This window comes from Arthrobacter humicola (assembly GCF_039531445.1).
Lineage (GTDB): Bacteria > Actinomycetota > Actinomycetes > Actinomycetales > Micrococcaceae > Arthrobacter > Arthrobacter humicola.
Window position 1 is genome coordinate 21,094 of sequence record NZ_BAAAQB010000029.1, and the last position, 25,062, is coordinate 46,155.

At 67.3% G+C, this 25,062-nt stretch carries 21 protein-coding genes and 1 pseudogene; 9 read left to right on the plus strand and 13 right to left on the minus strand.

The genetic code is table 11. From position 1 onward, the window contains the following. Positions 1 to 41 precede the first annotated feature (41 nt). Positions 42 to 428 (plus strand): phage holin family protein, encoded by a 387-nt coding sequence (locus ABD243_RS09555; RefSeq protein WP_116766790.1) that lies wholly within the window; start codon positions 42 to 44, stop codon positions 426 to 428. On the opposite strand, the gene ABD243_RS09560 is transcribed toward ABD243_RS09555, so the two are convergent. Together ABD243_RS09560 and ABD243_RS09565 are read right to left on the minus strand one after the other, a co-directional pair. Next, positions 379 to 1,842 (minus strand): alpha/beta hydrolase family protein, encoded by a 1,464-nt coding sequence (locus tag ABD243_RS09560; protein WP_344364771.1) that lies wholly within the window; start codon positions 1,840 to 1,842, stop codon positions 379 to 381. The two genes, ABD243_RS09555 and ABD243_RS09560, sit on opposite strands and share 50 nt — an antisense overlap. Then, positions 1,842 to 2,177, minus strand: a complete 336-nt coding sequence (locus ABD243_RS09565) for a hypothetical protein (protein ID WP_344364773.1) — start codon at positions 2,175 to 2,177, stop codon at positions 1,842 to 1,844. The genes ABD243_RS09560 and ABD243_RS09565 overlap by 1 nt, the downstream gene beginning before the upstream one ends. A 180-nt stretch (positions 2,178 to 2,357) precedes the next feature. Between ABD243_RS09565 and purB the strand changes: the two genes are divergently transcribed. From purB to ABD243_RS09590, 5 genes are all read left to right on the plus strand, one after another. Further along, entirely contained in the window at positions 2,358 to 3,800 is a 1,443-nt protein-coding gene (gene purB / locus ABD243_RS09570) for an adenylosuccinate lyase (RefSeq protein ID WP_344364776.1), read from the plus strand. Beyond that, positions 3,797 to 4,468, plus strand: coding sequence for a histidine phosphatase family protein (locus ABD243_RS09575; RefSeq protein ID WP_344364779.1), 672 nt, complete (start codon positions 3,797 to 3,799; stop codon positions 4,466 to 4,468). The genes purB and ABD243_RS09575 overlap by 4 nt, the downstream gene beginning before the upstream one ends. A gap of 155 nt (positions 4,469 to 4,623) precedes the next feature. Continuing rightward, positions 4,624 to 9,474 (plus strand): NAD-glutamate dehydrogenase, encoded by a 4,851-nt coding sequence (locus tag ABD243_RS09580; protein ID WP_344364781.1) that lies wholly within the window; start codon positions 4,624 to 4,626, stop codon positions 9,472 to 9,474. 154 nt (positions 9,475 to 9,628) lie between these two features. Continuing rightward, on the plus strand, positions 9,629 to 10,132 hold the full coding sequence (locus tag ABD243_RS09585; protein WP_091248278.1) for a GNAT family N-acetyltransferase: 504 nt from the start codon (positions 9,629 to 9,631) through the stop codon (positions 10,130 to 10,132). Between the two features lie 46 nt (positions 10,133 to 10,178). Beyond that, a complete protein-coding gene (locus ABD243_RS09590; RefSeq protein WP_116766726.1) occupies positions 10,179 to 10,613 on the plus strand; it encodes an acyl-CoA thioesterase in 435 nt (144 codons plus the stop codon). A gap of 1 nt (position 10,614) precedes the next feature. Here the strand turns inward: ABD243_RS09590 and ABD243_RS09595 are convergent, their stop codons facing one another. From ABD243_RS09595 to ABD243_RS09605, 3 genes are all read right to left on the minus strand, one after another. Then, complete coding sequence (locus ABD243_RS09595; protein ID WP_116766727.1) at positions 10,615 to 11,007, minus strand: nuclear transport factor 2 family protein; 393 nt, start codon at positions 11,005 to 11,007, stop codon at positions 10,615 to 10,617. A 116-nt stretch (positions 11,008 to 11,123) separates the two neighbouring features. Beyond that, the gene (locus ABD243_RS09600) at positions 11,124 to 12,314 is read right to left on the minus strand and encodes a 4-hydroxybenzoate 3-monooxygenase (RefSeq protein WP_116766728.1); all 1,191 of its coding nucleotides are present in this window, start codon (positions 12,312 to 12,314) and stop codon (positions 11,124 to 11,126) included. 93 nt (positions 12,315 to 12,407) lie between these two features. Further along, entirely contained in the window at positions 12,408 to 13,187 is a 780-nt protein-coding gene (locus ABD243_RS09605) for an IclR family transcriptional regulator (protein WP_344364788.1), read from the minus strand. Between the two features lie 132 nt (positions 13,188 to 13,319). Here ABD243_RS09605 and ABD243_RS09610 point away from each other — a divergent pair, with 132 nt between their 5' ends. Beyond that, positions 13,320 to 14,609: an MFS transporter gene (locus ABD243_RS09610; protein ID WP_425547165.1), complete on the plus strand. Its 1,290-nt coding sequence runs from the start codon at positions 13,320 to 13,322 to the stop codon at positions 14,607 to 14,609. On the opposite strand, the gene ABD243_RS09615 is transcribed toward ABD243_RS09610, so the two are convergent. Then, positions 14,606 to 15,688: an FUSC family protein gene (locus tag ABD243_RS09615; RefSeq protein WP_344365289.1), complete on the minus strand. Its 1,083-nt coding sequence runs from the start codon at positions 15,686 to 15,688 to the stop codon at positions 14,606 to 14,608. The two genes, ABD243_RS09610 and ABD243_RS09615, sit on opposite strands and share 4 nt — an antisense overlap. A 263-nt stretch (positions 15,689 to 15,951) precedes the next feature. Between ABD243_RS09615 and mscL the strand changes: the two genes are divergently transcribed. Both mscL and ABD243_RS09625 read left to right on the plus strand, forming a co-directional pair. Continuing rightward, positions 15,952 to 16,470, plus strand: coding sequence for a large conductance mechanosensitive channel protein MscL (gene mscL / locus ABD243_RS09620; protein ID WP_344364791.1), 519 nt, complete (start codon positions 15,952 to 15,954; stop codon positions 16,468 to 16,470). Positions 16,471 to 16,681: 211 nt separating this feature from the next. Beyond that, on the plus strand, positions 16,682 to 17,551 hold the full coding sequence (locus ABD243_RS09625) for an amino acid-binding protein (protein WP_344364793.1): 870 nt from the start codon (positions 16,682 to 16,684) through the stop codon (positions 17,549 to 17,551). Here the strand turns inward: ABD243_RS09625 and ABD243_RS09630 are convergent. From ABD243_RS09630 to ABD243_RS09660, 7 genes and pseudogenes are all read right to left on the minus strand, one after another. Beyond that, on the minus strand, positions 17,481 to 20,210 hold the full coding sequence (locus tag ABD243_RS09630; protein WP_344364795.1) for a WecB/TagA/CpsF family glycosyltransferase: 2,730 nt from the start codon (positions 20,208 to 20,210) through the stop codon (positions 17,481 to 17,483). The genes ABD243_RS09625 and ABD243_RS09630 overlap by 71 nt on opposite strands. 14 nt (positions 20,211 to 20,224) lie before the next feature. Further along, complete coding sequence (locus tag ABD243_RS09635) at positions 20,225 to 20,821, minus strand: acyltransferase (RefSeq protein ID WP_344365292.1); 597 nt, start codon at positions 20,819 to 20,821, stop codon at positions 20,225 to 20,227. An 81-nt stretch (positions 20,822 to 20,902) separates the two neighbouring features. Then, positions 20,903 to 21,340, minus strand: a pseudogene (locus ABD243_RS09640) (VanZ family protein); the annotation flags it as partial. Positions 21,341 to 21,344: 4 nt separating this feature from the next. Next, the gene (locus ABD243_RS09645; protein WP_344364798.1) at positions 21,345 to 22,001 is read right to left on the minus strand and encodes an acetyltransferase; all 657 of its coding nucleotides are present in this window, start codon (positions 21,999 to 22,001) and stop codon (positions 21,345 to 21,347) included. Further along, complete coding sequence (locus ABD243_RS09650; protein ID WP_344365295.1) at positions 21,994 to 23,124, minus strand: DegT/DnrJ/EryC1/StrS family aminotransferase; 1,131 nt, start codon at positions 23,122 to 23,124, stop codon at positions 21,994 to 21,996. Before ABD243_RS09650 ends, ABD243_RS09645 begins: the two co-directional genes overlap by 8 nt. A 50-nt stretch (positions 23,125 to 23,174) precedes the next feature. Further along, complete coding sequence (locus ABD243_RS09655) at positions 23,175 to 24,170, minus strand: NAD-dependent epimerase/dehydratase family protein (protein ID WP_344364800.1); 996 nt, start codon at positions 24,168 to 24,170, stop codon at positions 23,175 to 23,177. Continuing rightward, positions 24,167 to 25,062 (minus strand): Gfo/Idh/MocA family protein (locus tag ABD243_RS09660; RefSeq protein WP_344364803.1); only part of this gene is annotated, 896 nt, incomplete at its 5' end. The genes ABD243_RS09655 and ABD243_RS09660, both read right to left, overlap by 4 nt.

The window sequence follows — 25,062 nt, forward strand, 5'->3', positions numbered from 1 at the left end:
GTCCCTGCCGCCGCCCGCGGGCGTATGACAGCATGGGGGCCATGAGCTCATTCATCGCACGAGTCATCATCAACGGGCTGGCCCTGGCAATCGCGTGCTGGATCCTCACCGGACTGGATATTTCCACCGCGAACAACAACATTTTCAGCATCGTCCTGGGCTACCTGTTCATCGGCCTGATCTTCGGCCTGGTCAATGCCTTCGTCAAGCCAATCGTCAGCCTCTTGTCGCTTCCGATCACCATCCTCACCCTGGGCCTGTTTACGGTGGTCATCAACGCGGGAATGCTCTACCTGACCTCCTGGATCAGCAGCTACACCACCGTGCACTTCACCATTGACAGCTTCTGGTGGACTGCGGTGTTCGCCGCCCTCATCATCAGCGGCGTGTCCCTCGTGGCGAGCTTCCTGCCGGCCCTCGATCGTTAGCCGCGCCCGGCCCGGTCCGCTGCTCCGGAGCCGGCCCCGGAGCCATGGGCACTCCCCGCGATGACGGCCGTGCTTCACGCCGGAGCGAGAAGCGGGTCACCGTCGCCGCCCCGCCGGTTCCCACGACAGCGGCCAGCGCCGCCGTCGAATCCCGCAGCGTGTTGTCCCGGCTCGCCGAGATGAGTTCGGCTCCGTCGGCGTAGTTTTCCAGCCGGTGCCCGGGACCTAAGCCGAAGTCCTTCAGCGGCGGCACCTCCAGCGGGTTGGTGAGCGTCACGGTCACCCGGTCCCTGGTATCCGGGTTGGCCAGGCCGTCCGCCCCCGGCACCCAGTCCTGCGCGTGTTCGAGGTGGAGGCTGCGGATCCCCGGCTCCGGGGTGATACCACCCACCGGCGAGCCCGCCGTGAGCACGAACTTGAGATCGTAGTCGGCCAGGACGGCGCGGTCCCTGCTGAGATTCATCGCATGAATCCCGCCCTGGCTGTAGCCGACCGCGACGAGCTGGTCGCCGGCCGCGGCTCCGGCCTGCCGGAGCGCCTCCCGGATGGCCGCACCCGTGGAGGCCGAGTCGTAGCCCAGGGCCTCGGCCACTCCGGCGGGGTCAAAGGGATTGGCCCCTTCCGGCGGGCCGTCCAGCTGGGTTCCGGGGATGATGACCACCCACGCCGGCCGGGCGCCGCCGTCGACCTCGATGACTTCGATCTGGCCGCCCTGCTCGCCCACCGTTCCGGCTCTCCGCAGCAATCCGGCCGGGGAGAGGTCGACGGCCGCGGAATGCGTCTCCCGCCCCACGATGCTGACGGGCCGGGGCTTGAGGAACTCGAGCCCGGGCGCCTCCGAGACATCCCGGACCAGGCTGCGGACGTCGGCGGGTCCGCTCAGGGCTCCGAGAACGGCGGCCAGAGGTGCGGGCAGGCCCAGCAGCGCGGCGAGATTCCGCGGCGCCGTGGCGACCCAGTCCTCTACGACGCCGCGCACGCCGGGGAGGGCGAATGGCTCCGGGGCCGCACCGTACTCGGCGCCGTGGAATCCCAGCCGCAGGAGCAGGGCATTCCGTGCCTCCGCAAACTCGTACTCCCGGTGGCTGGCACGGACGTCGTCGCCGATCCGCTGCAGCTGCGACCGGACACGGCCGACATCCCGGCCAGCTTCTCCCACCGCGATGATGGCGTTGCTGCCGCTGGTGTAGGAGTCGGACTGATAGGGGAAGAGTGCGTGCTTCACGGTGTCAGCATCCAGTTCAACCGACTGCAGTTGCCGGACCAGCGCGTCCAGTGCCGCTGCGCCGGCAAGGAGCTCCTCGAACTGGAAGCTGAGCCCTCCGATTCCGCCGCGGATGCGCAGGCTGCCGTCCGACGGCGGCGCGGAAACCCGGGGTGTCCCGCCAGAGTCTGCCGGTGTTGCTTCGGCCATCAGGAACCTAGCCGGCCCGAGGACAGCGTCACGTTCTGGGCGTGCCGGCGCACCACGGCCACAGCGTCCAGCAAGGCGTCCCGGCTGCGGCGCAGGGCTGCAGCCTGCAGGGACAGGGTCAGCCGGTAGGCTTGCCCGGCCGGCGACTGCCAGGTCTGCAGTTCAAGGCGGCCCAGTGCGGCCAGCACGGCGTCGGCCTCATCGGCGCACCGCGCCACGCGCGCCGCGAGCTGCTGGACTTCGTAACTGCGCGATGCGCACTCAACGGCGTCGGCGGCCGTCACGCCGAAAATAGCCGCACTGCCCGCCGAACCGGGGCGCATCATGCTGGTCATAGAAGTGACGCTAGCGGGCGGCCGGCACCCGCTGAAGAGCGGCGTCGGGCTATGTGGACAGTCCGGCTATGTGGACATCGGCGCGGATCGCCGCGCGATGCGAACCGGCATTCTCACACGGTGATGTCATAAGGACGGGGGCGCTTAAGGCCCGGCGTCACTTCGTGAAAGAATCGGAACATGCCTGAAACTGCCGCCACAGCTGATACCCGCACGCCGTCCGGACGTCTGGCCCTCGCCGCGTCCGACCACCAGATCGCGCTCGGCCCGCTGGACGGCCGCTACCAGTCCGCCGTCGCCCCCCTGGTGGACTACCTCTCCGAAGCAGCACTGAACCGCGACCGCGTGGCTGTTGAGGTCGAATGGCTGATCCACCTGACCAGCAACAGCGTCCTGCCCGGCGCTGGCCCGCTCACAGCGGCCCAGCAGGAGCAGCTGCGCGCGATTGTCACGGAGTTCGACGCCGCGTCAGTCACCGAACTGGCCGAGATCGAGGCGGTCACGGTGCACGACGTCAAGGCTGTGGAGTACTACATCGGCCGCCGCCTGCCCGGCATCGGGATCGATCACCTGACCGCCATGGTGCACTTCGGCTGCACCTCGGAGGACATCAACAACCTCTCCTACGCCCTCGGCGTCAAGGGAGCCGTGGAGGACGTCTGGCTGCCCGCGGCCCGCGCCCTGGTGGCCCAGATCAGTGCCATGGCCGAGGACAACCGCGCGGTGCCGATGCTCTCCCGCACGCACGGCCAGCCGGCCACCCCCACCACGCTGGGCAAGGAACTGGCCGTCATTGCGCACCGCCTCAACCGCCAGCTGGACCGGATTGCCCGGACCGAATACCTCGGCAAGATCAACGGCGCCACCGGCACCTACGCCGCCCATGTCGCCTCCGTCCCGGGCGCCGACTGGGAGCACGTTGCCAAGAGCTTCGTTGAAGGCCTCGGCCTGACCTGGAACCCGCTGACCACCCAGATCGAAAGCCACGACTGGCAGGCCGAACTCTATGCCGACGTCGCGCGGTTCAACCGCATCCTGCACAACGTCTGCACCGACATCTGGAGCTACATCTCGATCGGCTACTTCGTGCAGATCCCGGTCGCGGGCGCCACCGGCTCCTCGACCATGCCGCACAAGGTGAACCCGATCCGGTTCGAAAACGCCGAGGCCAACCTCGAGATCTCCTCGGGGCTGCTGGACGTGCTGGGTTCCACCCTGGTCACCTCGCGCTGGCAGCGCGACCTCACCGATTCGTCCTCGCAGCGCAACATCGGCGTGGCGTTCGGCCACTCGCTGCTCGCCATCTCCAACGTCGCCAAGGGCCTGGACCGGCTCAAGGTGGCCGAGGACGTCCTGGCCGCGGACCTGGACACCAACTGGGAGGTCCTGGGCGAGGCCATCCAGATGGTCATGCGTGCCGAGGCGATCGCCGGAGTCGAGGGCATGGAGAACCCGTACGAGCGGCTCAAGGACCTGACCCGCGGACACCGCGTGGACGCCGCCCGCATGCAGGAATTCGTCCAGGGCCTGGGCCTGTCCGCCGACGCCGAAGCCCGGCTGCTTGCGCTGACCCCCGGCCGCTACACGGGCATCGCGGACAAGCTGGTGGACCACCTCAAGTGAGGCTCCTGCTCATCCGCCACGGCCAGACGCCCGGGAACGTGCTTGGGCAGCTGGACACCGCCCACCCCGGCCCCGGACTGACGGAGCTCGGCGAGCGGCAGGCCGCTGCCCTGGCGAGGTCGCTGGCGAATGAGGAGATCGGGCTGCTTTACGCGTCCACCCTGATCCGCACCCAGATCACGGCACAACCGCTGGCCGCCATGCGCAGCCTCGACATCGAGGTCCTGGCGGGCCTGCGGGAAATCGAAGCAGGCTCACTGGAGAAACTCACCGACCGCGAGTCCCACATGCGCTACTTCAGTACGGTCGCTGCGTGGACCGAGGGCGACCTGGCCCGGAGGATGCCGGCCGGACCCAGCGGCCACGACTTCTTTGAACGCTTCGACGACTCGATTGCCCGGATTGCGGCCGCGGCCGGGCCAACTGCCGGGTCCGGCGCTGTGGCCGTGGTGAGCCATGGCGCCGCCATCAGGGTCTGGGCGGGCGTGCGGGCCGTCAACGTGGAACCTGAATTCGCTGTCCGCCACGTAGTTGCCAACACCGGCATTGTGGCTCTGGAGGGCGATCCCGACGCCGGATGGCGGCTCATCCACTGGGACGAGAGCCCCGTGGGAGGCCTGGCCCTGGCAGACCCGACGGCGGAAGATCCCACCGGCCGTCCGGCGTAGCGGGCGGCGCGTTCCTGGCTGCCGGTCCCCGGCGGAGGCGCGCCCTGCCCACAGGGGCTGGACTGCACCCCTCAACGCGGCCATGATGAAAGCAGGCGCGGGGATGGAATGGCCGGCGGCATGCGGTTGATCCCGCGCAGTGGAGGCGCAGGCTTATGTCACCCAAATCTGCACATCCGGGGCATGCGCGCCCAAGCATCCTCGACGGCCTCGATGAACAGTTCCTCGGGGAGTACTACGAGCACGTAGCGCCGGAGGACCTCCAGGGCTACAGTCCCGAAAACCTGGCGAAGCGGGCCAGGCGCCATGCGGAACTGGCGGGCAGCCACCGGGCAGGCACGGCCATCGTAGACGTCTTGAACGAAAGCGATGCCAGCGTACTGCTGGTGGTTGCCGACGCCATACCGCACCTGATCCATTCGCTCACCGCGGAACTGACGCGCCAAAACGAGTCCATCCGGTTGCTGGTGCATCCCAATTTTCTGGTGCGGCGCGATCCCCGTACCGGCCGGTTGTTGGAAGTACGGCACGGGTTGCCGCAGTCCGCACCGACGGGCCGAATCCCGGGCATTCCGGGCGCCCCCGAGGCCGCCCAGATCCCGCCGGGTTGGTCGTCCGAAATCTGGGTGGCGGCAGAGATAGGCCGCCTGCCGGGGCCGCGGGCCATCGCGGAGCTTACGGATAACGTGCGGCGCGTCCTGGCGGACGTCCAATTGGTCGCTGATGACACCCCCGCCATCCACGCCAGTCTCGCGCGCACCGTCGGCTCCTTGGAGCGGCTGCCGGCGGCCACGGCTCCGACCCCGGAGCAGCTCGTGGAGCTGCTGGGCTGGCTGGACCGGGGCAACTTCACGTTCTTGGGTTACAGCGAATATGAATACTCGACGGCGGAGGGCCCGGATGTCGTGACGGTGCGGGCCGGCACGGGGCTGGGCCTGCTCAGGGACGGACGGCCGGAGGCCCGCCAGCCCGTCACGGGGCTCCCCCATGCGCAGGTTCTCACGCTCTCCATCTCGGATCTGAGATCGTCCGTCCCCCGCCCCGCTTACCTGGATGAAATCCTCGTCCGGACTTTCTGCAGCGCGGCGACGGCCACGGGAGAAGTGCGGTTTGTGGGCCTCTTCGCTCCGGGCGCCACGGGCCGGTCCGTGCGGCGCATCCCGGTCATCCGGGACAAGGTTCGCGCCATCCAGGAAAACTTCGGCTTCACCGAATCATCCCACCAGGGCAAGCAGCTTCTCACCGTCCTCGAGTGCTTCCCGCTGGACGAGCTGTTCCACCGGGACCTGGCGGAACTTTCCGGGCTGGCCCGTGAGATCCTGCGCCTGCAAGCCCACCACCAGACAAGGGTGTTCCTGCACGCTGACAGCTACGGCCGCTTCATGACCGCACTGGTCTTCCTCCCCCGCCACAGGTACAGCACCGCCGTCCGCCTCCGCATCGAACACGAGCTCAAACAGGCCTTCCAGTCCTCCTCGCTCGAATTTGAAGTCCGGCTGAGTGAATCCCCCATGGCCCGTGTCTTCTTCCGGATCCTGCTGCCTCCCGGCGCGATGCCCGACGTCGATCCCGCTGCACTGGAGCGGAGCATTGTCAGCACAACGCGGACCTGGGCCGAGGGCCTGGACGAAGCGCTCCGGGACAGATTGTCCACCGCGGAGAGCCGCCGGTTGTCGGCACTATGGTCCGCGGCCTTCCCGGCCAGCTACCGGGCTGATTTCGACGTCGAGGACGCCATTGAAGACATCAGGCGGTTTGAGCAGTTCGATCTCGACGGCACAGGCGGACGGCCGCTGAACGATCCGCAGCTGGCCGTTTATGTCCGCGCCAGCGCGTCCCCGACGCTGGCCGAAGACGCGCGGATCCGTCTCTACCTGACCTCCGCCCATAGCCTGACGAGGATCCTGCCGTTCTTCCACAACCTCGGACTGGAGGTGCTGAACCAGCGTCCCTTCGATGTGGTGCGCGGGAACGACCGGCCTTTGTTCCTCTATGATCTTGGCGTCCGGTATCCGGCCGGTGTGGATCCTGCCCGGACCAGCGGGCTGCTGGGGGATGCCTTCGGAGCTGCCATGCGCGGGGACTCGGAATCGGACCGTTTTGACGGCCTCGTCCTCCGGGAGGGCATCCACTGGCGCCAGGTGGAAATCCTGCGCAGCTATGCCAAGTACCTGCAGCAATTGGGCACCACGAACTCCTACGGATTCATGGCCGACACCTTGCTGGCCAATGTCCGGGCAACTCACGGTCTCCTGGCACTGTTCCGGGCCAAGTTTGACCCCGATCTGGAGGCCCCGGACCGGGTCGGGGAGACCGCCGCGGCCCGGAAGGATCTGTTGGCTGCGATCGACGACATTCCGGTCCTCGACGCCGACCGGCTGCTGCGCACCTTCATGAACCTGGTGGAATCCACGCTCCGCACCAACTACTTCCAGGGGAAGCCTCACTTGAGTTTCAAGCTCAATCCCGCCGCCGTCGCGAGTGCGCCGCTTCCGCGGCCCAAATACGAAATCTGGGTGTGCTCGCCCCGCGTGGAGGGGGTCCACCTGCGCTTCGGTGCCCTGGCGCGGGGCGGCCTGCGCTGGTCCGACCGCAGCGAGGATTTCCGCACCGAGGTCCTTGGCCTGGTCAAGGCGCAGAACGTGAAGAATTCCGTGATCGTGCCCACGGGCGCCAAGGGCGGTTTTTATCCCAAACAGTTGCCGGACCCTGCCGCGGACCGCGAGGCGTGGCTGACGGAGGGACTGGAGTGCTACCGGATCTTCGTCCGCGGGCTCCTGGACCTCACCGATAACCTCGTCACCACCGCGCAAGGCGAGACAGTGGCGCCTCCCGCGCGGGTGGTGCGGCACGACGTCGATGACTATTACCTCGTCGTGGCGGCGGACAAGGGAACCGCGTCATTTTCCGACGCCGCGAACGCGGTGGCCGAAGAGTACGGTTTCTGGCTGGGCGATGCCTTCGCGTCCGGCGGATCCGTGGGGTATGACCATAAACAGATGGGCATCACGGCCCGCGGTGCGTGGGAATCGGTGAAACACCATTTCCGCGAACTCGGGGTGGACTGTCAGGAAGAGGACTTCACTGTCGCCGGCATCGGCGACATGAGCGGCGACGTCTTTGGGAACGGAATGCTGCTCTCCCGCCACATGCGGCTGGTGGCGGCCTTCGATCACAGGCACATCTTCCTTGACCCGGCGCCGGAGGCGGAGGCCTCGTGGGAGGAAAGGCAGCGGCTCTTTGCCCTCCCCCGCTCATCCTGGGCGGACTACGATCCCTCACTGATCAGCGAGGGCGGTGGCGTCCACTCCCGCCGGGCCAAGGCCATCAGTATCACGGAACAGGTCAGGAGCTCGCTCGGCCTGGAGCCGGGCATCAAGTCCCTGCCGCCCCACGCGGTGCTGCAGGCCATCCTCCGTGCGCCGGTGGACCTCCTGTACAACGGCGGCATCGGAACGTACATCAAGGCCTCGTCGGAGGACAATGCCGGGGTTGGCGACAAGGCGAACGACCCCATCAGGGTCAACGGCAATGAGGTGCGGGCGAAGGTCATCGCCGAGGGCGGGAATCTGGGAATCACGCAGCTCGGACGGATTGAGGCCGCCCTATCCGGCGTCCTGCTCAATACCGATGCAATCGACAACTCAGCCGGCGTGGACTGCTCGGATCATGAGGTGAACATCAAGATCTTCGTGGACCGGATGATCGCTGCGGGAAAGATGCCGACGGCGGAACGCGCCGGCTTCCTGCATTCCCTGACGGACGAAGTGGCCCGTCTTGTCCTAGCCAACAACACGAACCAGAATGTCCTGCTCCTCAACGACCGGCACCTGGTGCGGGAGTGGAGCCCGGGATTCGAACGGACCATGGACTGGCTCGAGAACGCCACCGACCTCGACCGCAGGCTGGAGGGCCTGCCCAGCAACGAACAGCTTCAGGACCGGCTGCGGTCTGGTGAGGGCCTGACCCCGCCGGAGCTGTCGGTGCTGGCCGCCTACGCCAAGATCGAACTGGCGGCGGAGCTCAACGCCAGCGATCTTGCCGACGACCCGTGGTTCCTGCGCGTCCTCCGCGGCTATTTTCCGCGCCAGCTCTCCGGACGCTTCGAAGCAGAGCTGCCGGGCCACCCGCTGCGCCGCCAGATCGTGTGCACTGTCGTGGCCAACGACATGATCAACCTCGGCGGAATCACGTTCGCATTCCGCGCCATCGAGGAAACGACTGCCACGGCCGCCGCTGTCGCCAGGGCTTTTGTGGTGGCGCGCGAGGCCTATGACCTGCCGTGGATCGTTAACCGGCTGGCCGCGCTCCCCGCCGGATATCCCAACGAACACGTCGCCGAGGCGACCCTGCATATGCGCCGGGTCCTCGACCGGGCCACTCGGTGGTACGTGACGCACGACCATCGGGACCAGCCCGTGGGCGCGGCCTTGGACAGGATCATGCCAACCCTGGAACTGCTGCGGACCCGAACCCTGGACTATCTCCGCGGCTCCGACCTCGACCGTGCGCAAGGAAGGCTCGCGCACTGGGACGCCGTGGGGATGCCGCGCGAGCTGGGCCTGCGCGCCTCGGACCTCTTGGAGAGTTTCGGGCTGCTGGACATCTCCCTGATCTCCGAACAGGTGCGCGAACCGATCACCACCATCGCAGACCTGTACTATGCGGTGTTCCAGCGGATCGGGGCCGCCAACCTGCTGCTCAGTATCACCGACCTGCCGCGGCAGAGCCGCTGGGAGGCCCTTGCCCGGGCCGCCCTGCGCGATGATGTGTATTCCGCCGTAGCGGACATGACGGTCTCGGTGATGGAGACCACCCAAGACCTCAGTGCCGCAGAGGCCGGCACGTCCGATGCTGTGGAGCGCATCGTGGCCTGGGAACGCGGGCATCAGGAGCAGCTGGCGCGGATCAAGGACACTCTCGCGGAAGTGACCAAACCGGGGCAGGTGGATATCGCCTCAATCTCCGTGGCGCTGAAGCTCCTGCGGACACTGGTGCGACGCTAGGCTGTGCTGTCCCCGGATCCACCAGGACGTAGAGCCCGAAGCGCTATCTGCACCACAGTCCACAGTTCTCCCGACGCTTACCGGAAGGAAACACGGCGGAAACCGCTGGTGCCTAGCCTTGGACTGCATAACCCTTCGGCGAATCGAGGCAGTGATGCAGACCAACCCGCGGCTCAACATCCGTCAGGTCACTTGGGCGAACCCCGTTGGTGCGGACCTGAGGGCCGCCCAGCAGGCAGAACTCGACGCCCGCTTCGGCCGGCCCGACCACGAACCCGGGCCGCCGCCGTCGGAAGTGGACACCGCGGTATTCCTGGTGGCGCACGACAAAGCCTCCGGCCAGCCGGTCGGCTGCGGCGGCCTGCGCATGCTGGACGCGCGCACTGCCGAAATCAAGCGCCTCTATGTCCTGCCCTACACCCGCGGCTCCGGGGTGGCGAGCTCCATCCTCGCGGCCCTCGAAGCCCACGCCCACGCGCTGGGCATCACCACACTGACCGCGGAGGCCGGCTCGGTACAGACCGACGGGCGGCAGTTCTACGAGAACTCGGGCTTTGTGCCCGTGCCGAACTTTGGACCGTACATCGGGGTCCAACACTCCTACTGCTACGCGAAGCCGATCGATTCGCACAGCGCCGCGCACACCGCCATGGCGTGAGGCGTCATACAACGCCGCCCGGAATGGAGTGGGCTAATCTCGCACTATGGAATCGGCCGACATCACTTTCCGCACCCGCAAATGGGTCCGCCCCGAGGACCTCAACGCCAACGGCACCCTGTTTGGCGGCAGCCTGCTGAAGTGGATCGACGAAGAGGCCGCCATCTACGCCATCCTGCAGTTGGGCAACGGCCGGGCCGTCACGAAGTACATCTCAGAAATCAACTTCGTCAGCTCGGCCGTCCAGGGCGACCTGATCGAAATGGGCCTGACCGCGACCCGCTTCGGCCGGACATCGCTGACCATGCGTGCCGAAGTCAGGAACATGATCACCCGGCAGAGCATCCTCACAATCGAGGAAATCGTCTTCGTGAACCTGAGCCCGTCCGGGAGGCCGGAGCCGCACGGATACACGGAGATCACCTATGACCGGGACCGGATTCCCACGCATCACCTGACCGGAACTCTCGAACAGGACTAAATCAGGTCCAGAAATCGTCGGCTTTGGCCGTGTCCTCGAAGAATTCCCGCCCCTCCGCGATCTGTCCGTCGCGAACCACGAACGTGATCACGGTGGGCATGTCCAGGGTTTTGCCGTTGGCTTCCCCGTGAGTTTGCTGGATTGCGACAGTGTGTTTCTCGCCGCCGACGATGTCCTGGACGTTGGCTTGGAAGTGACCTTGGGTGCGTGCTCCGAGTTCACCGAAGTACGCCAGGATGGCGTCTCGCCCCTGTTTCGTCCCCGATAGCACGCCGCTTCCGGCCACGTGCCAGACCGCGTCCTCCGCGAACATGTCGCTGAGGGTCGCCATATCTGCTGAGTTGAAGGCCTCGTACCCGCGCCGGACCAGTTCAACATTCTCTGCGGTTCCCATGATCGGACACCTCTCCGTCATCCTTGTGGGGTCATGCTGGGACGGTTAAAGGCTAGTCCTGGCGCCGGGGCCTGTCGACGGAAATATGAGCCCGATCCGGAGCTCTGGCGGACGTCCTAGCGGGCGCCGGGCCAGCCGGTGTAGGCCTCCGCGAGGTAGGCGCGGCCGTGGCGGGACGACACCACCGAGTGGAGCTCGCCGAGCTGGCGGGCGCGGGCGAAGTCGTCGGCGTCGGCCGGGGTGTGAAGCATGGAGGTCATCCAGTAGGAGAACTGCTGGGCCTTCCACACCCGGTCCAGGGCACGGTCACTGTAGGCATCCAGGAGCACGGTGGAGCCGGTGGAATAGAAGCTGTCGAATCCCTCGAAGAGGACCCTGACGTCGTTCAGCGCCAGGTTCAAGCCTTTGGCCCCGGTGGGTGGGACGGTGTGCGCGGCGTCGCCGGCAAGGAACAGGTTGCCGTGGCGCATGGGGGCATGGACAAAGCTGCGGAATTTCAGGACCGTTTTGTCGATCACGGGCCCTTCCTTGACTTCGAAGCCGTTGCCGTTAACGCGGCTGCGGAAGGCGTCCCAGATGCGGTCCTCGTTCCAGTTGTTGACGTCCTCGTTGGGGTCGCACTGGAAGTACATCCTCTGGACCGTCTCGGTGCGCTGACTGATCAGAGCGAAGCCGTTCTCGGAGTTGGCATAGATCAGCTCGTCCGAGCTGCGCGGCGCCTCTGCCAGGATGCCGAACCAGGCGAAGGGGTATTCGTGGAAGTACCACTTGCGCTGTGCCTCGGGGATCTGGAAGCGGCAATGGCTGCGCGAACCGTCCGCACCGGCGATGAAATCGGCCTGGAGTTCGTATTCCACACCGTCCGCATCCGTGAACCAGACCTTGGGCTTGGCCTCGATGTCGTGGATAGTGGTGTCCGTGACGCTGTACCGGACGTCCCCGCCGTCGGCCTTCCGGCGTGCGGCGAGGTCCAGGAACACGTCCGTCTGCGGGTAGAGCCAGACCGACTCCCCGACGAGGTCCTGGAAATCGATGCGGTGGCTTTCGCCGTTGAAACGAAGCTCAATTCCGTCATGGCGGTCGCCGTCGCGCAGCACGCGGTCCGAGACGCCGCTGTCAACGAGCATGTTCACCGAGCCGTGCTCCAGGATCCCGGCACGGACCGTCTCGGAGATCTCCTGGTGGCTGCGGATCTCGAGGACGGTGGATTCGATGCCGGCCTTGGCCAGGAGGTGGGAGAGCATGAGCCCGGCCGGGCCGGCCCCCATGATCGCTACCTGGGTGGTGATGACTTTTCGCTGTGCCATGTGATTCTCGCTTCGTTGCGGGGTCCCGGGGGTCGGGAACTGGGCCGGTTTGGTCGTCTGGCTACCAGTGTGGACCCCGATGCGTGATACGCGTTACATTGATTCCGTTGAATGGAATTCAATGGTCTCGCGTGACTCTCCAAGCCTCCTCCCGATCCCGCGGGCCGCGGTCTGGAGAGCGGGAACAAGCGCCTGCAGGCGCACTTCGCGGAGGGGGACGACGACGCCGAGGGCCGCCACAGCACGCTTCCTGCGGTCCAGCACGGGGACGGCGATCCCCCAGGTGTCCGGGTCCACGACGCCGGCCAGCTGCGCGTATCCCTGATGGGCAGCTTCCCCCAGAAGGGCGCCCAGATCCTCCCTGACCAGCTTGCCGGTCGGATCGCTAAACCCGTCCAGGTAGTCCATCTGGACGGCGTGGGTCTGGTTGGCCATGAGCACCAGCCCGGCGGAGGACACGTGCACGGGCATCCGGCCGGCCACCTGGGCACGGTTGGCAACAGAACCCCGGCGGGACAGCCGTTCCACGAAGAGCGCTTCCCAGCCATCCAGCACGGCGAGGTTCACGTTTTGGTTCAGCACCTGCTGGATGTCCTCCATGAAGGGCAGCGCAGCCTGGCGGAGCTCAAGCGTGGGGGAATTGCGGTTGACGAGCTCCCAGAGCCGCAGCCCGAGGCTGACCGAGCCGCCAGGGCCGACATCAAGGAGTCCATGTCCGGCGAGTTGCCGGACCAGCCTGTGCGCAGTGGTCAGGGGAAGCTCTGCCCTGGCGGCAAGGTCGGAAAGCTGCAGTGCCGTGACACCCTCCGGGAAGGCGGCAATGAGCCGCAGGATCCGGTCCACCACCGAGTCGCCGGAGGTCGAATTGGCCACGATACTCCTTCCGTTCAATGGTATGAAGTGTCCCATACAACACCGACGAGTGATAGAACTCTCACGATAGGAAAGTCCGGCCAACGCTGGCCGGACGCAAGGAACCACGTCAAGAATAGCGCTGAGGTAGCAATGTCAATGTCGTCATTGGGCAACAAATCAAGGTGGCCCGTGTGGCTCTGCTGGCTGGCCATGGTGCTGGACGGCTTTGACCTGGTGGTCCTCGGCACGGTCATCCCGACACTCATCAAGTCGCATGAACTTGGCTTCGACGCAATCGGGGCGACGTTCGCTGCGACCATCTCCCTGGTGGGTGTGGGGCTCGGCGCGCTCTTCATTTCCCCGCTATCGGACCGCTTCGGCCGGCGGAACCTGCTGGTGGCCTGCGTGACGTGGTTCTCCATCTTTACGATCGCCGTCGTCTTCGCACCGAACGTGGCATGGTTCAGCACGTTCCGGCTGCTTGCCGGCCTCGGCCTTGGCGCCTGCCTGCCAGCAGCGCTTGCCTACATGAACGACTACGCGCCCGCCGGAACGGCTGGAAAGTCCACCACCCGGACCATGACCGGATACCACGCCGGCGCCATTGCCACCGCGTTCCTGGCCATCATGGTGATTCCAAGCTGGCGGACAATGTTCGTTGTGGGCGGCCTGGCCGGCCTTGCCTTGGTCCCTTTCCTGTGGTTCAAGCTTCCGGAAACCCTCCCGCCGGTGCACCACGTCCCTGTAGCCGCCACGTCACCGGCCAACGCCCCGGTCCGCGCGAAGGCTGCGCCGCAAACAGCGCCGGAGGACGAGCGTGCCCGTTTCCGGGACCTGGCCCGCAAACCCTACCCGCTGATCGCCGCCGGCGTGGCCGTGGCCTCGTTCATGGGCCTGCTGCTGGTCTACGGTCTGAACACCTGGCTCCCGCAGCTCATGGCCTCCGCCGGCTATAGCCTGAACGCCGGCCTCGCGTTGCTCCTGGTCCTCAATGTCGGAGCCGTGGTGGGCCTCCTGATTGCCGGAGTCCTGGCCGACCGGCACGGCACCAAGAGGATCGTTCTGCTCTGGTTTGGCCTTTCCGCCGTGTTCCTCGCCGGTCTCAGCATCCAGATCCAGAACGAAGTGGTGCTCTACGCCGCTGTCTTTGTCACCGGCGTGTTCGTCTTCAGCTCCCAGGTCCTGGTCTACGCCTGGGTCAGCCAACTCTTCCCTGCTCGACTGCGTGGCACCGCCTTGGGCTTCGCCGCGGGAGTGGGGCGGTTGGGTGCCATTTTGGGTCCGGCCGTCACCGGCGCGCTGGTCGCCGCCGGCATCGCCTACCCGTGGGGCTTCTACGTTTTCGCCGCCGCCGCGGTCCTGGCGGTTCTCGCCCTGGCTTTCGTGCCGCAGACCATCGCCGCAACGTCCCGCACTGGTGCCAGCGTCGGGCAATCCTAGGTTAGGCGCCCTGGCGCAGCCATCCCGCGACGGCCCCTCAGGCGGCGCCACGCCCCTGGCGCCAGCACGACGGCGATGCCGACGGCGGCACCGATCACGGTCTCCACGATTCTGTCGCGGAGCAGGATGCCGGGCGGTACAGGTGCCACGAGAAGCGTCGAAATCAGGGCCAGCGGCGTGACAAAGACCTGCGCCAGCATGTACTGACGCGCGATGAACATCTCAGCGCCGAACTGGCACGCGGCAATGACCAGCACCGTCTGCCACGGCGTCGGCTGCAGCAGCAGGATCCCGGCGAGCAGTACCAGTCCCACGACCGTGCCGGCGATACGCTGGAGGCCGCGGCTCACCCGGTGCCTGGTGGTGTGCCCCACGAGTGGCACGACGGCGGCCACCATCGCCCAGTAATTGTGGCCGACCCCGAGCCATTCGCCGGCGAGGGTCCCCAGCGTTCCGGCCAGGCCCGCCGCCACGAGATAGCCCGCACTCTCCTGCCACGCGGCGCGCTTCTCAGCCGGCGTCAGGCTCACGGGCTTGGCCCTGACCCACGGGGTCCGGCGGCTCCGGGCCAGGCGTGAGGACTGGCCGATCAGCAGGGAGAACGCGACCGTGAGCACGGCCACCAGCATGCACTGCCACAGCGGGGGCTGGTTGGGGATCGACGCGATGGCCGCGAACGCGAAGATTTGGAACAGCGAACCCGAGGGACGCAGGCGCCACATGGCGACGACCAGGGAGCAACCGCCCGCCACCACGGTGGTGGCCGCAACCAGGAGCCAGGTGGTGCCTTCGCCCGAAAGCCCGAGGAGCCCGTCCACACGGGCGGTGAGGGCGGCCAGCAACATCACCAGGAGCATGAGTCCTCCGGCCCGCACTTGGAGCGTCAGCCGCCGGGGGTGCGGTTCATTCCGGCCGTAGATCCCGGTGAAGGCACCGAAGGAGGCGAAGATTGCCAGATCCAGCCGGCCCAGCAGCACCAGGGTTATCAGCGGGACAAAGACGCCCACGGCGCAGCGGAGGGCAACCTGGTGGTCCTTGTTGGCAGGAGCGATGGTAAACATCTCGGCGAACAGCTTCACGGTGCCGGCCTCCATAGCTTGGGGCGCCTTTCGTTGCGGTCTGTATATTACGACGGCGGCACTGGCATCCACCGTGGATTTTACGCCGGAACGTCGCCGCCGCCGCATAGTGACCCGTTGATCGGAATCTGACGGGCACCGGCGAAGTGGTAGCGTCTACCGGTTGAATCAGGCAACTGAATCAAGCACCTGAATCAAGCACCTGTGAATCAGACAAGCGACTCACGGCAGAGACATCCAGCAACGCACACCGGAGGTTCCCCATGCTCAAAGGATTCAAGGATTTCATCCTGCGCGGCAACGTGATCGAGCTGTCCATCGCCGTCGTCGTCGGCACCGCCTTCACAGCCCTGGTCGGCGCCTTCACCGCCAACATCGTGAACCCGATCATCGCGGCGGCCGGCGGTGTCGAGACCCAGGGCCTGGGCTTCCACATCTGGCCCGGCAACGACAAGACTTTCGTCAACATCGGCGCTGTGGTCACCGCCTTCCTGACCTTCCTCATCACCGCCGCGGTGGTGTACTTCATCTTCGTGGCCCCCATGAACCGGATCAACAGGATGGTCAAGTACCGGCTGAGCGCAGCGGAGCCCGAGGAAGAGCCGATCCCGGCCGACACCGCGCTGCTGGCCGAGATCCGCGACCTGCTGGCCCGGTTGGCAGGCCCGGAACCCGACGGCGGCAGCGACCGTAACGTGGAAGGCAGCAAGGATCCCAACGGGGATCGCAACCTGGCAGGGACCGTGGACGAGGACAGTCCCCGCCACGTGGCCAGCCGCTAGACGCGTCCTCCCGCAGGCCTGCCGCGGGTAGGTCGGCAGCGGCGGTCGGAAACCGTCACCCGGCGGCAATCCGGCCGAAACAGCGGGCCGGAATCATGGGAGCATGACGCGCGATGCCATTGGCAAAACCCCAGGTAAGACCTCAGGCAAGTCCCCCGGCACGACCCGGCACCCTGCCTCTTCCGAGTTGAGCTGCGAAGTGTGCGGCCAGATGCCGGAACCGACCAAGACCCGGCTGACCCTGGCGAATATCGCCGTGATGCTTCCGATCGAGTTGCTGGTGCATGCGGCGGTGGTGGGAACGCACCTGCCCTATGTTGCCAAGGTCCTGGTTCTGACGATGACCGCGACCATCCTTGTGATCTGGGTGGCGGAACCCTCGGCGGCCCGGATGCTCCGGAGCTGGCTGCACGCCCCGGCACTGAGCCACCGCAAACGGCTCGTCGCGGCGCCTGCCCTGTGGCGGGCGCGGACCGTCTTGAAGGACAAGCCCGGGTCGCTGCAGAAGCTCACTCAGGCCTTGGCCGGGCTGGACACCAACATTCTCAGTATCCACGTTCACCCCGTGGCCGGCGGCGTGCTGGACGAGTTCGTGCTCTCCGCACCGGGTGAAGTCCGCGAGGCCGATCTGCTCCGAGCGCTGCGGGCGGGCGGCGGTGCGGACCCTCATGTCTGGCCGACCACGGCCCTTGCCATGGCCGACGGCCAAACCGGGGCGCTGAGCCTGGCCGCCCGGATCGCGGCCAGCCCGGAGGAGCTCCCGCTGGCGGTCGCGGAACTGCTGCGGGCCCGGATCATCACGGGACAGGCCTCCGGCAGCGCCAAGGCGACCCCCGCGAACGGTACGGTCCTGAAAATTCCGACGGCGTGGCACGGGCCCATTACGTTCTTCCGCCCCGGCGAGCCGTTCACGCCGGCCGAATCCGCCCGCGCGCACCGGCTTGCCGAACTCGCCGAGATCCTGGCGCACCGGCCGGCGTCGCCGCCTAATCCGCAGCCGCCGGCAGAAGCTATCCCACGGAAGCTGACGACGGAGGACTGGAATGGAGCGGGCCGGTCCCCCGGACCGGGACTCCACTAGCCGGAATACCCGTGACCGGAACACGCGTGATAGGCCGGCCGGAAGCGGAATCGTCATGGGAATCGTGACGGGCCGCGGCAGGCAAGCGGCTACTTTCGTCGCGTTCCCACCCGCCCGCCGGCGCTGCGCCTCGACGGCCGGCGACCGCGAACCCCACATACACCGCCGCGTTGACGGCGGAGAGGGGGCCGCGGATGGACTGTGCCACCTCCTTCAGCGTGCCCAGTGCCGTGCCGTGACGTTCCTCCATGCTGTTCTGCTGGGCGTTGCCTCGGTAGACCCGGTTCAGCACCGCCAACTGGGCACCAGGGGTGCGCGGCGGGCGCACCACCACCGGTTCCACGTCGAGCACGGCTTTCTCGGACGGCAAAAAAAGCCGGTCCACGAAGAGGTCGTCCCCGATGATGTCGGGAAACTCCGCGAACCGGTCATGCCCGCGCTTAGAAATGCCATAGGCGCCGGCCGACCAGAGCCCGCTTCGTGCCGACGGCAGCCGCAGGCGAGTGCCGTAGTAGGCATGGATCAGCGGATGGGCACCCTCCAGGTCGAACCGGACAGCCGGGCGCGCCGCCAGAAGGCCACCGGGAGCCAGAGCGGCCAGCACGTCCCGAACCGCTGCCGGGGTGATTTGGATGTCGGCATCCAGGTAGAGCCTTGGCCACCGGGTGGCGGCGGCATCGCCAGCGTTCAACGCAGCGGACTTGGAGGCCTGGTCAATCTCCAGCACCGTCACGCCGTCGAAGCCGCGGGCGATCTCGGCCGTGTCGTCGACGCAGCCGTTGCAGACCACGAAAACGTTCACCACTCCGGCTGCCGCCAACGGAGCGAGAGGCGCCAGGGTCCGCGCAATCACTTGGGACTCATTGTGGGCCGGGATAATCACGGAACCGTGCGGGAAGTCCTCAACAGGCGCCTCGCTGGTGGGCCCGGGCAGGCTGGTCCAGAGCTGTTCGTTCAGCACCGTCCACAGGACGCCCTTGCGGTCGGCCTTCCACGACCGAAGAGCTTCGGACAGGACCACGGCGCCGCGGAAGGCCCCCGCGTAGGCCGTCGAATGGTATTTGCGGATGTAGCGGATGCAGTTGACGGCAAGCAAGGCGTTCAACTCCGGTGACGCGCCGGACCCCCCACCCACATGGGTCATGGTCGCGGCAGGTTCGTACCAGACGGTTTCACCCAGCATCCGCAGGCGGCGGAAGAAATCGACCTCCTCGGAGTAGAGGAAGAACGATTCGTCCCACGGCAGGGCATCTGCCACCGCACGCCGCACCATCAGCGCGGCACCCGTTGCCCAATGAACAGTGTGTGGATGGGCGTAGCTTTCGGTGTCGAAATCACTCGTTGCGAGCCACGCCGGCCGGCTGGCCGCGCGCCGGCCCAGGAACGCATCACCGAGACTCCGCGCAATGCTCGGTTCGCGGCGCAGCGTGGGGCTGACCGCCCCACTGGGATCAAGCAACCGGGGCACCACGGCGCCGGCCCGTGAGGCCCGCAGTCGAAGCTGCAAGGTCTTCAGACTGCCTTCTTCAACGCGTAAGTCCGGGTTGAGCACCAGCACGGCGGCCGCGTCCCCGGCCCGCCGCATGGCGGCGTTGATGCCGCCGGAATATCCCAGGTTGCCGCCGGTGGAGAATGCGATGACGTCCGGGTGGCGGCGGCGGACCAGCCCCAGCGTGCCGTCGCTGGAGGAGTTGTCCGCAACCAGCACGCGCAGGGTCAGATCCCGCGTTTCCGCGCGCAGGCTGGCCAGCAGGCCGTTGATGTCCCGGGAACTGTTGTACGTAACGACGACGACCGCGACGTCCGCCGATCCATCGGGCCCGGTGAAGCGGCCCGGGGTTCGTTCGGCTGGCACGCCGCCGGTCGGGTGTTCGGGGAGGGTGGGCGGAAGCGTGCGGGACCGGGTGCGGAGTTTGACGTACGCCGGAGGCCCGTCGACAAGATAGCGTCCGGCCAAGCGCCGAGGTTCCAAGGCCAGCCGGAAGCCCCATTCCAGTCCGTGGTCGCTCACCCATTGGGGCGCGCGACTCACCCGACCGGCCAGGAAATCAACCGCCGCACCGAAGCCCAGGAGGACGCCCGCGCCGGTAAGCCCTGCGTACCGGTCCATCCAGAGCTCCTGGCGGGGTTTGCCCAGGCCGACAAATAGTATCTGCGCGCCGGAGCTGGCAATGCTGCCGGCGATCCGTTTCGATTCTTCCGCCGAGGCGAGATCTTCCCGGCACGGCGACCACATCCCCGCGACTCTAAGCCGCGGATGTTCCCGGGCGATTTTGTCCGCCAGGAGCCGGCGGCTCTCGTCCGACCCGCCAAGGAACCCCACGCGAAGGCCCCGGTCTTCCGCGCGGGCCAACAGCGGAGCCGCGAGATCGCTGCCGGCCAGGCGGGGCCAGTGGCGCCTGGTGAGCCTCCGCGACCGGGCAACAAGGGGTGCGCCGTCAAGTAGATAGAGCCAGTCGGCGGTGCTGGCGGGGTCCGCGTGCAGGGTCCCCGCCCAGCGCCCCCCGGTGCCGAAATGATGAAGGTGGTCCAGATTCACGGACGCCACGGCAAGCGGACGGCCACCGGGGGCGGCCGCCCTGTCCAGAATGACATCCAGGGCCGCCTCCGGATCCACAAGATCCACGGGGGTGCCGCCTAAAACCACTTTGTCAGCCATAAGTCTTCGCTCCCTCAGGAGATCTTCTCGGGCCGTAGCTGCCCGTTGGATTCGACGTACCGGCGCCCGGTGACCGGGCAGAGCCAGCTTCCGCCGTCGTCCTGCTTCAACGGCTGCCCGGCCTCCCCCACCCAGCCCATCTGGCGTGCCGGTACGCCGGCAACCACGGCGAAGGCTGGTACATCCTTGGTCACGACGGCGCCTGCCGCCACGGTGGCCCACTCGCCGATGCAGGCGGGGGCGATGCACACGGCACGGGCGCCGATGGAGGCCCCTTTGCCGATGCTGACCCCGACGGCCACCCAGTCGTCCGAGCCCTTGAGCGTGCCGTCGGGGGTGATCGCCCTCGGGTGCAGATCATTGGTCAGCACTGCTGCGGGGCCGACGAAGACGCCGTCGGCCAGGCGGGCGGGCTCATAGACCAGCGCATAGTTTTGCAGCTTGCAGTTATCCCCCACCTCCACTCCCGGTCCGACGTACGCGCCACGGCCGATGTTGCAGTTCTTGCCCAGAACCGCGTCCTCGCGGATCTGGGCAAGATGCCAGATGCGGGTGCCCTCACCGATGCTGGCCGTTTCGGCCACGTCTGCTGAGTTGGCCACCGTTGTCATGTCGCTCCTGCCGTCGGGGGTTCCTGGACCGGGGGTTGGCTGAGGTTTCGGTGCCCGCGGCCGGGTGCGCGCCAGCCTGATGATCAGGGCGCCCAGCAACGCGCCGAGGGAGTTGTTGACGACGTCCCGGATGCTGGCCTGGCGCTGACTGAGCAGCAGGAACTGGACAGCTTCAATCGCCGCGGAAGTGAAGAGGCCGGCCAGGGCAGCCAACCACCACTTACGCACCGGCAACAAGAGGGCCAGGAAGAGGCCAAGTGGGACGAAGAGAAGGACGTTGGCCGTGCCCTCCACAACGTGGTAGTCAATTCCCGCCGTCAGTCTGTGCTCCTGCAAGGCCGAGAGAATGTCGTTCAGGAAGCCGGAGAGGGGCCGGTCCACCGGCGTGGGCCAGAAACCGATGCAAGCCAGGGCTGCCAGATAGAGGGTCAGCAGCACGAGCACTCCGTGGCGCGCGTTCGGGTGGAGGTTTTGCGGTGCACGCATCACCTGGTCTGGGGCTGCAGTGCGGACTCCCATGGGACTAGGCCGCCGTTCCGCTCTGAATTCCGGCCCTTAAGACCCGTGCCGGCACGCCCACCCACGTCTCGTCCTCGGGTACGTCGGCCAGGACGGCCGCGCCCATGCCGACGGTGGCGCCCGCACCCACCGAGGAGCCTTCCCGCACGCTGGCGTTCATGCCCAGGTAGGCGCCGCGCCCGACCTTGACACCGCCGCCGAGCGAAACCCCGGCGGCGAACGTGGCGAAGTCCTCCACGACGTCGTCGTGAGTGAACGTCACGCCAGGCATCGCCACCACGTGCTCACCAAGCGTGACCCCGGCGGTCAGGGTGACGCGGCCCAGCAAGACGCTGCCGCGGCCGATCGTGCATCCAGCCGGGATCCGGACAGAAGGATCGAGGACCGTGGCGTATCGGCGGTCCGCGACGCCGAGGGCGGCCAGCCGCTCCACAATCCGGGCGCGTCCTCTGCCGGCGCCGACGCACACCACGATGCCGGCTTCCGGATAGCGGAGGGCGTCACTGGCCGGGCCAAGGATGCGGGCACCGTCCACGACGGTTCCGGCCCTGCCGGCGTCGTCGTCTAGGATCCCGATGACATTGAATCGTCCGCCCTCGCGGACCGCGGCGAGCACTTCACGCGCCAGGCCGCTCGCGGCGATGAGGAGCAACTCATCCATGGTTCCGCCCGCCGGCCATCCGAAGGGAGTGGATTACCCGGAACTGCTCGTCCGGCGTCAACTGGTGGTAGACGGGAAGGATGACGGTGTTGTCCGTGAGCCGTTCCGTCACGGACAAATCGGCCGTGCCGGTGTCCCGTCCGGCGTAGGCCGGCTGCCGGTGTGCCGCCATGATGCCGCGCCGCGCCGAGATGCCGTCGCGGGCGAGATGAGCGAGCAACTCCTCCCTTCCCAGCCCGAAGTCCGGCAGGACCTCGAACCAGAACGACTGGAAATTGCTGGTGCCATAGGCGGGATCCTGGCTGAACCGCAGGCCGTCGAGATCGGCCAGGGCAGCCCCGTAGCCAGCGACAATTCCGCGGCGCCGGGCGACGGCTTCCTGAAGCCGGCCCAGCTGCACGAGCCCGACGGCCGCCTGCAGATCCGTCATTCGGTAGTTGAAGCCGATCTCCAGATACTCTTCGGCCGGGGCGAGCAGCGCTGTATGTCGGTCATTTGCCGACACGCTCATGGAATGTTCCCGCAGCTGGCGCGCGCGGGCGGCCCACTCCGGGTTCTTGGTGGTCAACATGCCACCCTCGCCTGTTGTGAGGATTTTGCGGGGATGGAAGGACCAGGCGGCGAGCTCGGCCCCCGCCCCGACCGGACGCCCCCGGTAGGTGGACCCTGCCCCGCAGGCGGAATCCTCGATCACCGTGATACCCAGTGGGTCGCAGAGCTCGCGGATCGGGTCGAGGTCCACAGGCATGCCGCCCTGGTCCACGACGATCACGGCCCGGGTGGCCGGGGTCAGGGCCGCCGCGAGGCTGCGTGCGGACACGTTCCCGGTGTCCGCTTCGACGTCGGCAAACACCGGCCGGGCCCCGACGTACGTGGCGGCATTGGCGGTGGCAATGAAGGAAAGGGAGGGAACCACGACGTCGTCGTCGGGCCCGATGCCGGCAACTTTCAACGCCAGATGCAGTGCGGTGGTGCAGTTGGAGACGGCGACGGCGTGCGGCGCCTGTTGCGCTGCGGCAAAAGCGTCCTCGAACCTGGTCACCCGGGGGCCCTGCGCCACCCAGCCGGAGGCGATCACCTCGGCAACGGCCTCGGCTTCCTCGGTTCCTAGCCACGGCTTCATGACATTGATCCGGCTCAGCACCTGGTCTTGGAGCTGGTCCTGCTCGATGGTCACCGCACGCCTCCCACCCGGGCGGCGGCGATCTCGCCGCGCAGCGGACGCCACCAGTCGACGAGTTCGCGCAGCCCCTCCTCCAGCCCGGTTTCGGCGGTGAAGCCGAGATCACGTTCTGCCGCCGTCGTGTCCGCCAGCCGGCGGACGACGCCGTTGACGGCGCGGTCCGGGCCGTGTTCGACCTGCAGGCCCGAATCCATCGCCCTCAGGAGCGCCTCGGCGAGTTCCAGCAGGCTCGTCTCGGAACCGCTGGCGACGTTGTACACGCCCTCGCGGATTCCGCTTCCCGCGGCCAGAATGTTGGCCCGCGCGATGTCCCGGGTGTGGACAAAGTCCATGGTCTGCAACCCGTCACCGAAAATCAGCGGCGGCTGGCCGTCCGCGATCCGCTCCATCCAGCGCACCAGCACCTCGGTGTACAGGCCGTGGACGTCCATCCGGGGCCCGTAGACGTTGAAGTAGCGCAGCAGGACGTAGTCCAGCCCGGTCATGGCCCGGAAGCTGCGGGCCATGCCTTCGTTGAAGGACTTGGCCGCTCCGTAAAAGGTGTCGTTGTTGTGGTGGTGGTGGCGTTCGGTGGTCGGAAACTCCTCTGCCATGCCGTAGACGGAGGCGCTGGAGGCGGCAATGAGCTTGTCCACCCGGTGTTCGGCCGCGGCCTCGAGCACATTGAAGCTTCCGTCCACGAGGACTTCCAGGGCGAGCCGGGGTTCTTCGGCGCACTGGGTGATCCGGATGGCGGCCTGATGGAACACGATGTCGGTGCCGCGGGTGAGGTCGTGGACGAGGTCCCGGTCGCGGAGGTCGCCCTCGACCAGGTGCACCCGCCCGCTTTCCATGGCGTCATCGAGATTGGCGCGGCGTCCGCGGACGAGGTTGTCGAGGACGTCGATCCGCCCGGCTCCGGCGGCGAGCAAATGGTCAACAATTGTGGACCCGATGGTTCCGGCCCCGCCGGTCACCAGGACCGTGGCCCCTTGCAGTGTGCTCATCGTGTTCCTTCCAGCTGAAATTCGTTCCCTGTTACGGCGGCGGGCCGCCCGGCAGCGCCGAGGCTGATGCTGACTGCCTCCAGCACCGAAAGTACGCGGAGCCCGGCGGCCCCGCTGGTCCGTGCGGGCCGCTGCTGCCAAATGCTGCTGGCGAATTCGGCCACCATCTGGCCGAGTGCCTCGTGTTCGGGCAGGGCCGGGGACCAGGTGTCACCCAGCCGGTAAGAAATGGCCGATGCCTTCCGCTCCGCCGCGGACCGCGACTGGGCGTCCAGGCTGACCCCCCGGTCGTATACGCTGAGCCGCTGCTGCGGGTTCAGGTCGTCCCAGACCAGCGTGCGCCGGGAACCGCCGACCACCAGCTGCCTGATTTTGGTGGGGCTGAGCCAGTTCACGTGCACATGGGCCATCCCGCCGCCGGACAGTGCGAAGGTCAGGTGGCCCACGCAGGCATTGCCGGTGCCGAGCGGATCCGCGCCGTGAGCGGACACTTCGGCCGGCCTGAGGCCGCCGGGAAGGATGAAGTCGAGGATGGACAAGTCGTGCGGGGCCAGGTCCCAGAAGACGTCCACGTCCGGCTGGACGAGCCCAAGGTTGATCCTGACGGAGTCGATGAACAGGATTTCGCCCAGGGAGCCGTCGGCGATCAGTTCCCGGATCTTCAGGACGGCCGGGGTGTAGCAGTACGTGTGGTCCGCCATCAGGACCAGGCCGCGGGTCTCGGCTTCGGCGACCATTTCCAGGCCCTTGGCCCGGGCGTCCGCGAGCGGCTTTTCAACCAGGACGTGCTTTCCGGCACGCAGTGCCGTGAGGGCGATGCCGTGGTGGGTGTGGGCCGGTGTCGCGATGGCGACGGCGTCGACGTCGACCGTGTCCAGGAGCTCCTGGACGG

Coding starts and splice junctions, on each gene's coding strand:
- ABD243_RS09555 (WP_116766790.1), top strand. CDS start 42: ATGAGCTCATTCATCGCACGAGTCATCATCAACGGGCTGGCCCTGGCA.
- ABD243_RS09560 (WP_344364771.1), bottom strand. CDS start 1,842: ATGGCCGAAGCAACACCGGCAGACTCTGGCGGGACACCCCGGGTTTCC.
- ABD243_RS09565 (WP_344364773.1), bottom strand. CDS start 2,177: ATGACCAGCATGATGCGCCCCGGTTCGGCGGGCAGTGCGGCTATTTTC.
- purB (WP_344364776.1), top strand. CDS start 2,358: ATGCCTGAAACTGCCGCCACAGCTGATACCCGCACGCCGTCCGGACGT.
- ABD243_RS09580 (WP_344364781.1), top strand. CDS start 4,624: ATGTCACCCAAATCTGCACATCCGGGGCATGCGCGCCCAAGCATCCTC.
- ABD243_RS09585 (WP_091248278.1), top strand. CDS start 9,629: ATGCAGACCAACCCGCGGCTCAACATCCGTCAGGTCACTTGGGCGAAC.
- ABD243_RS09590 (WP_116766726.1), top strand. CDS start 10,179: ATGGAATCGGCCGACATCACTTTCCGCACCCGCAAATGGGTCCGCCCC.
- ABD243_RS09595 (WP_116766727.1), bottom strand. CDS start 11,007: ATGGGAACCGCAGAGAATGTTGAACTGGTCCGGCGCGGGTACGAGGCC.
- ABD243_RS09600 (WP_116766728.1), bottom strand. CDS start 12,314: ATGGCACAGCGAAAAGTCATCACCACCCAGGTAGCGATCATGGGGGCC.
- ABD243_RS09610 (WP_425547165.1), top strand. CDS start 13,320: ATGTCAATGTCGTCATTGGGCAACAAATCAAGGTGGCCCGTGTGGCTC.
- mscL (WP_344364791.1), top strand. CDS start 15,952: ATGCTCAAAGGATTCAAGGATTTCATCCTGCGCGGCAACGTGATCGAG.
- ABD243_RS09625 (WP_344364793.1), top strand. CDS start 16,682: ATGCCGGAACCGACCAAGACCCGGCTGACCCTGGCGAATATCGCCGTG.
- ABD243_RS09630 (WP_344364795.1), bottom strand. CDS start 20,210: ATGGCTGACAAAGTGGTTTTAGGCGGCACCCCCGTGGATCTTGTGGAT.
- ABD243_RS09635 (WP_344365292.1), bottom strand. CDS start 20,821: ATGACAACGGTGGCCAACTCAGCAGACGTGGCCGAAACGGCCAGCATC.
- ABD243_RS09645 (WP_344364798.1), bottom strand. CDS start 22,001: ATGGATGAGTTGCTCCTCATCGCCGCGAGCGGCCTGGCGCGTGAAGTG.
- ABD243_RS09650 (WP_344365295.1), bottom strand. CDS start 23,124: ATGAAGCCGTGGCTAGGAACCGAGGAAGCCGAGGCCGTTGCCGAGGTG.
- ABD243_RS09655 (WP_344364800.1), bottom strand. CDS start 24,170: ATGAGCACACTGCAAGGGGCCACGGTCCTGGTGACCGGCGGGGCCGGA.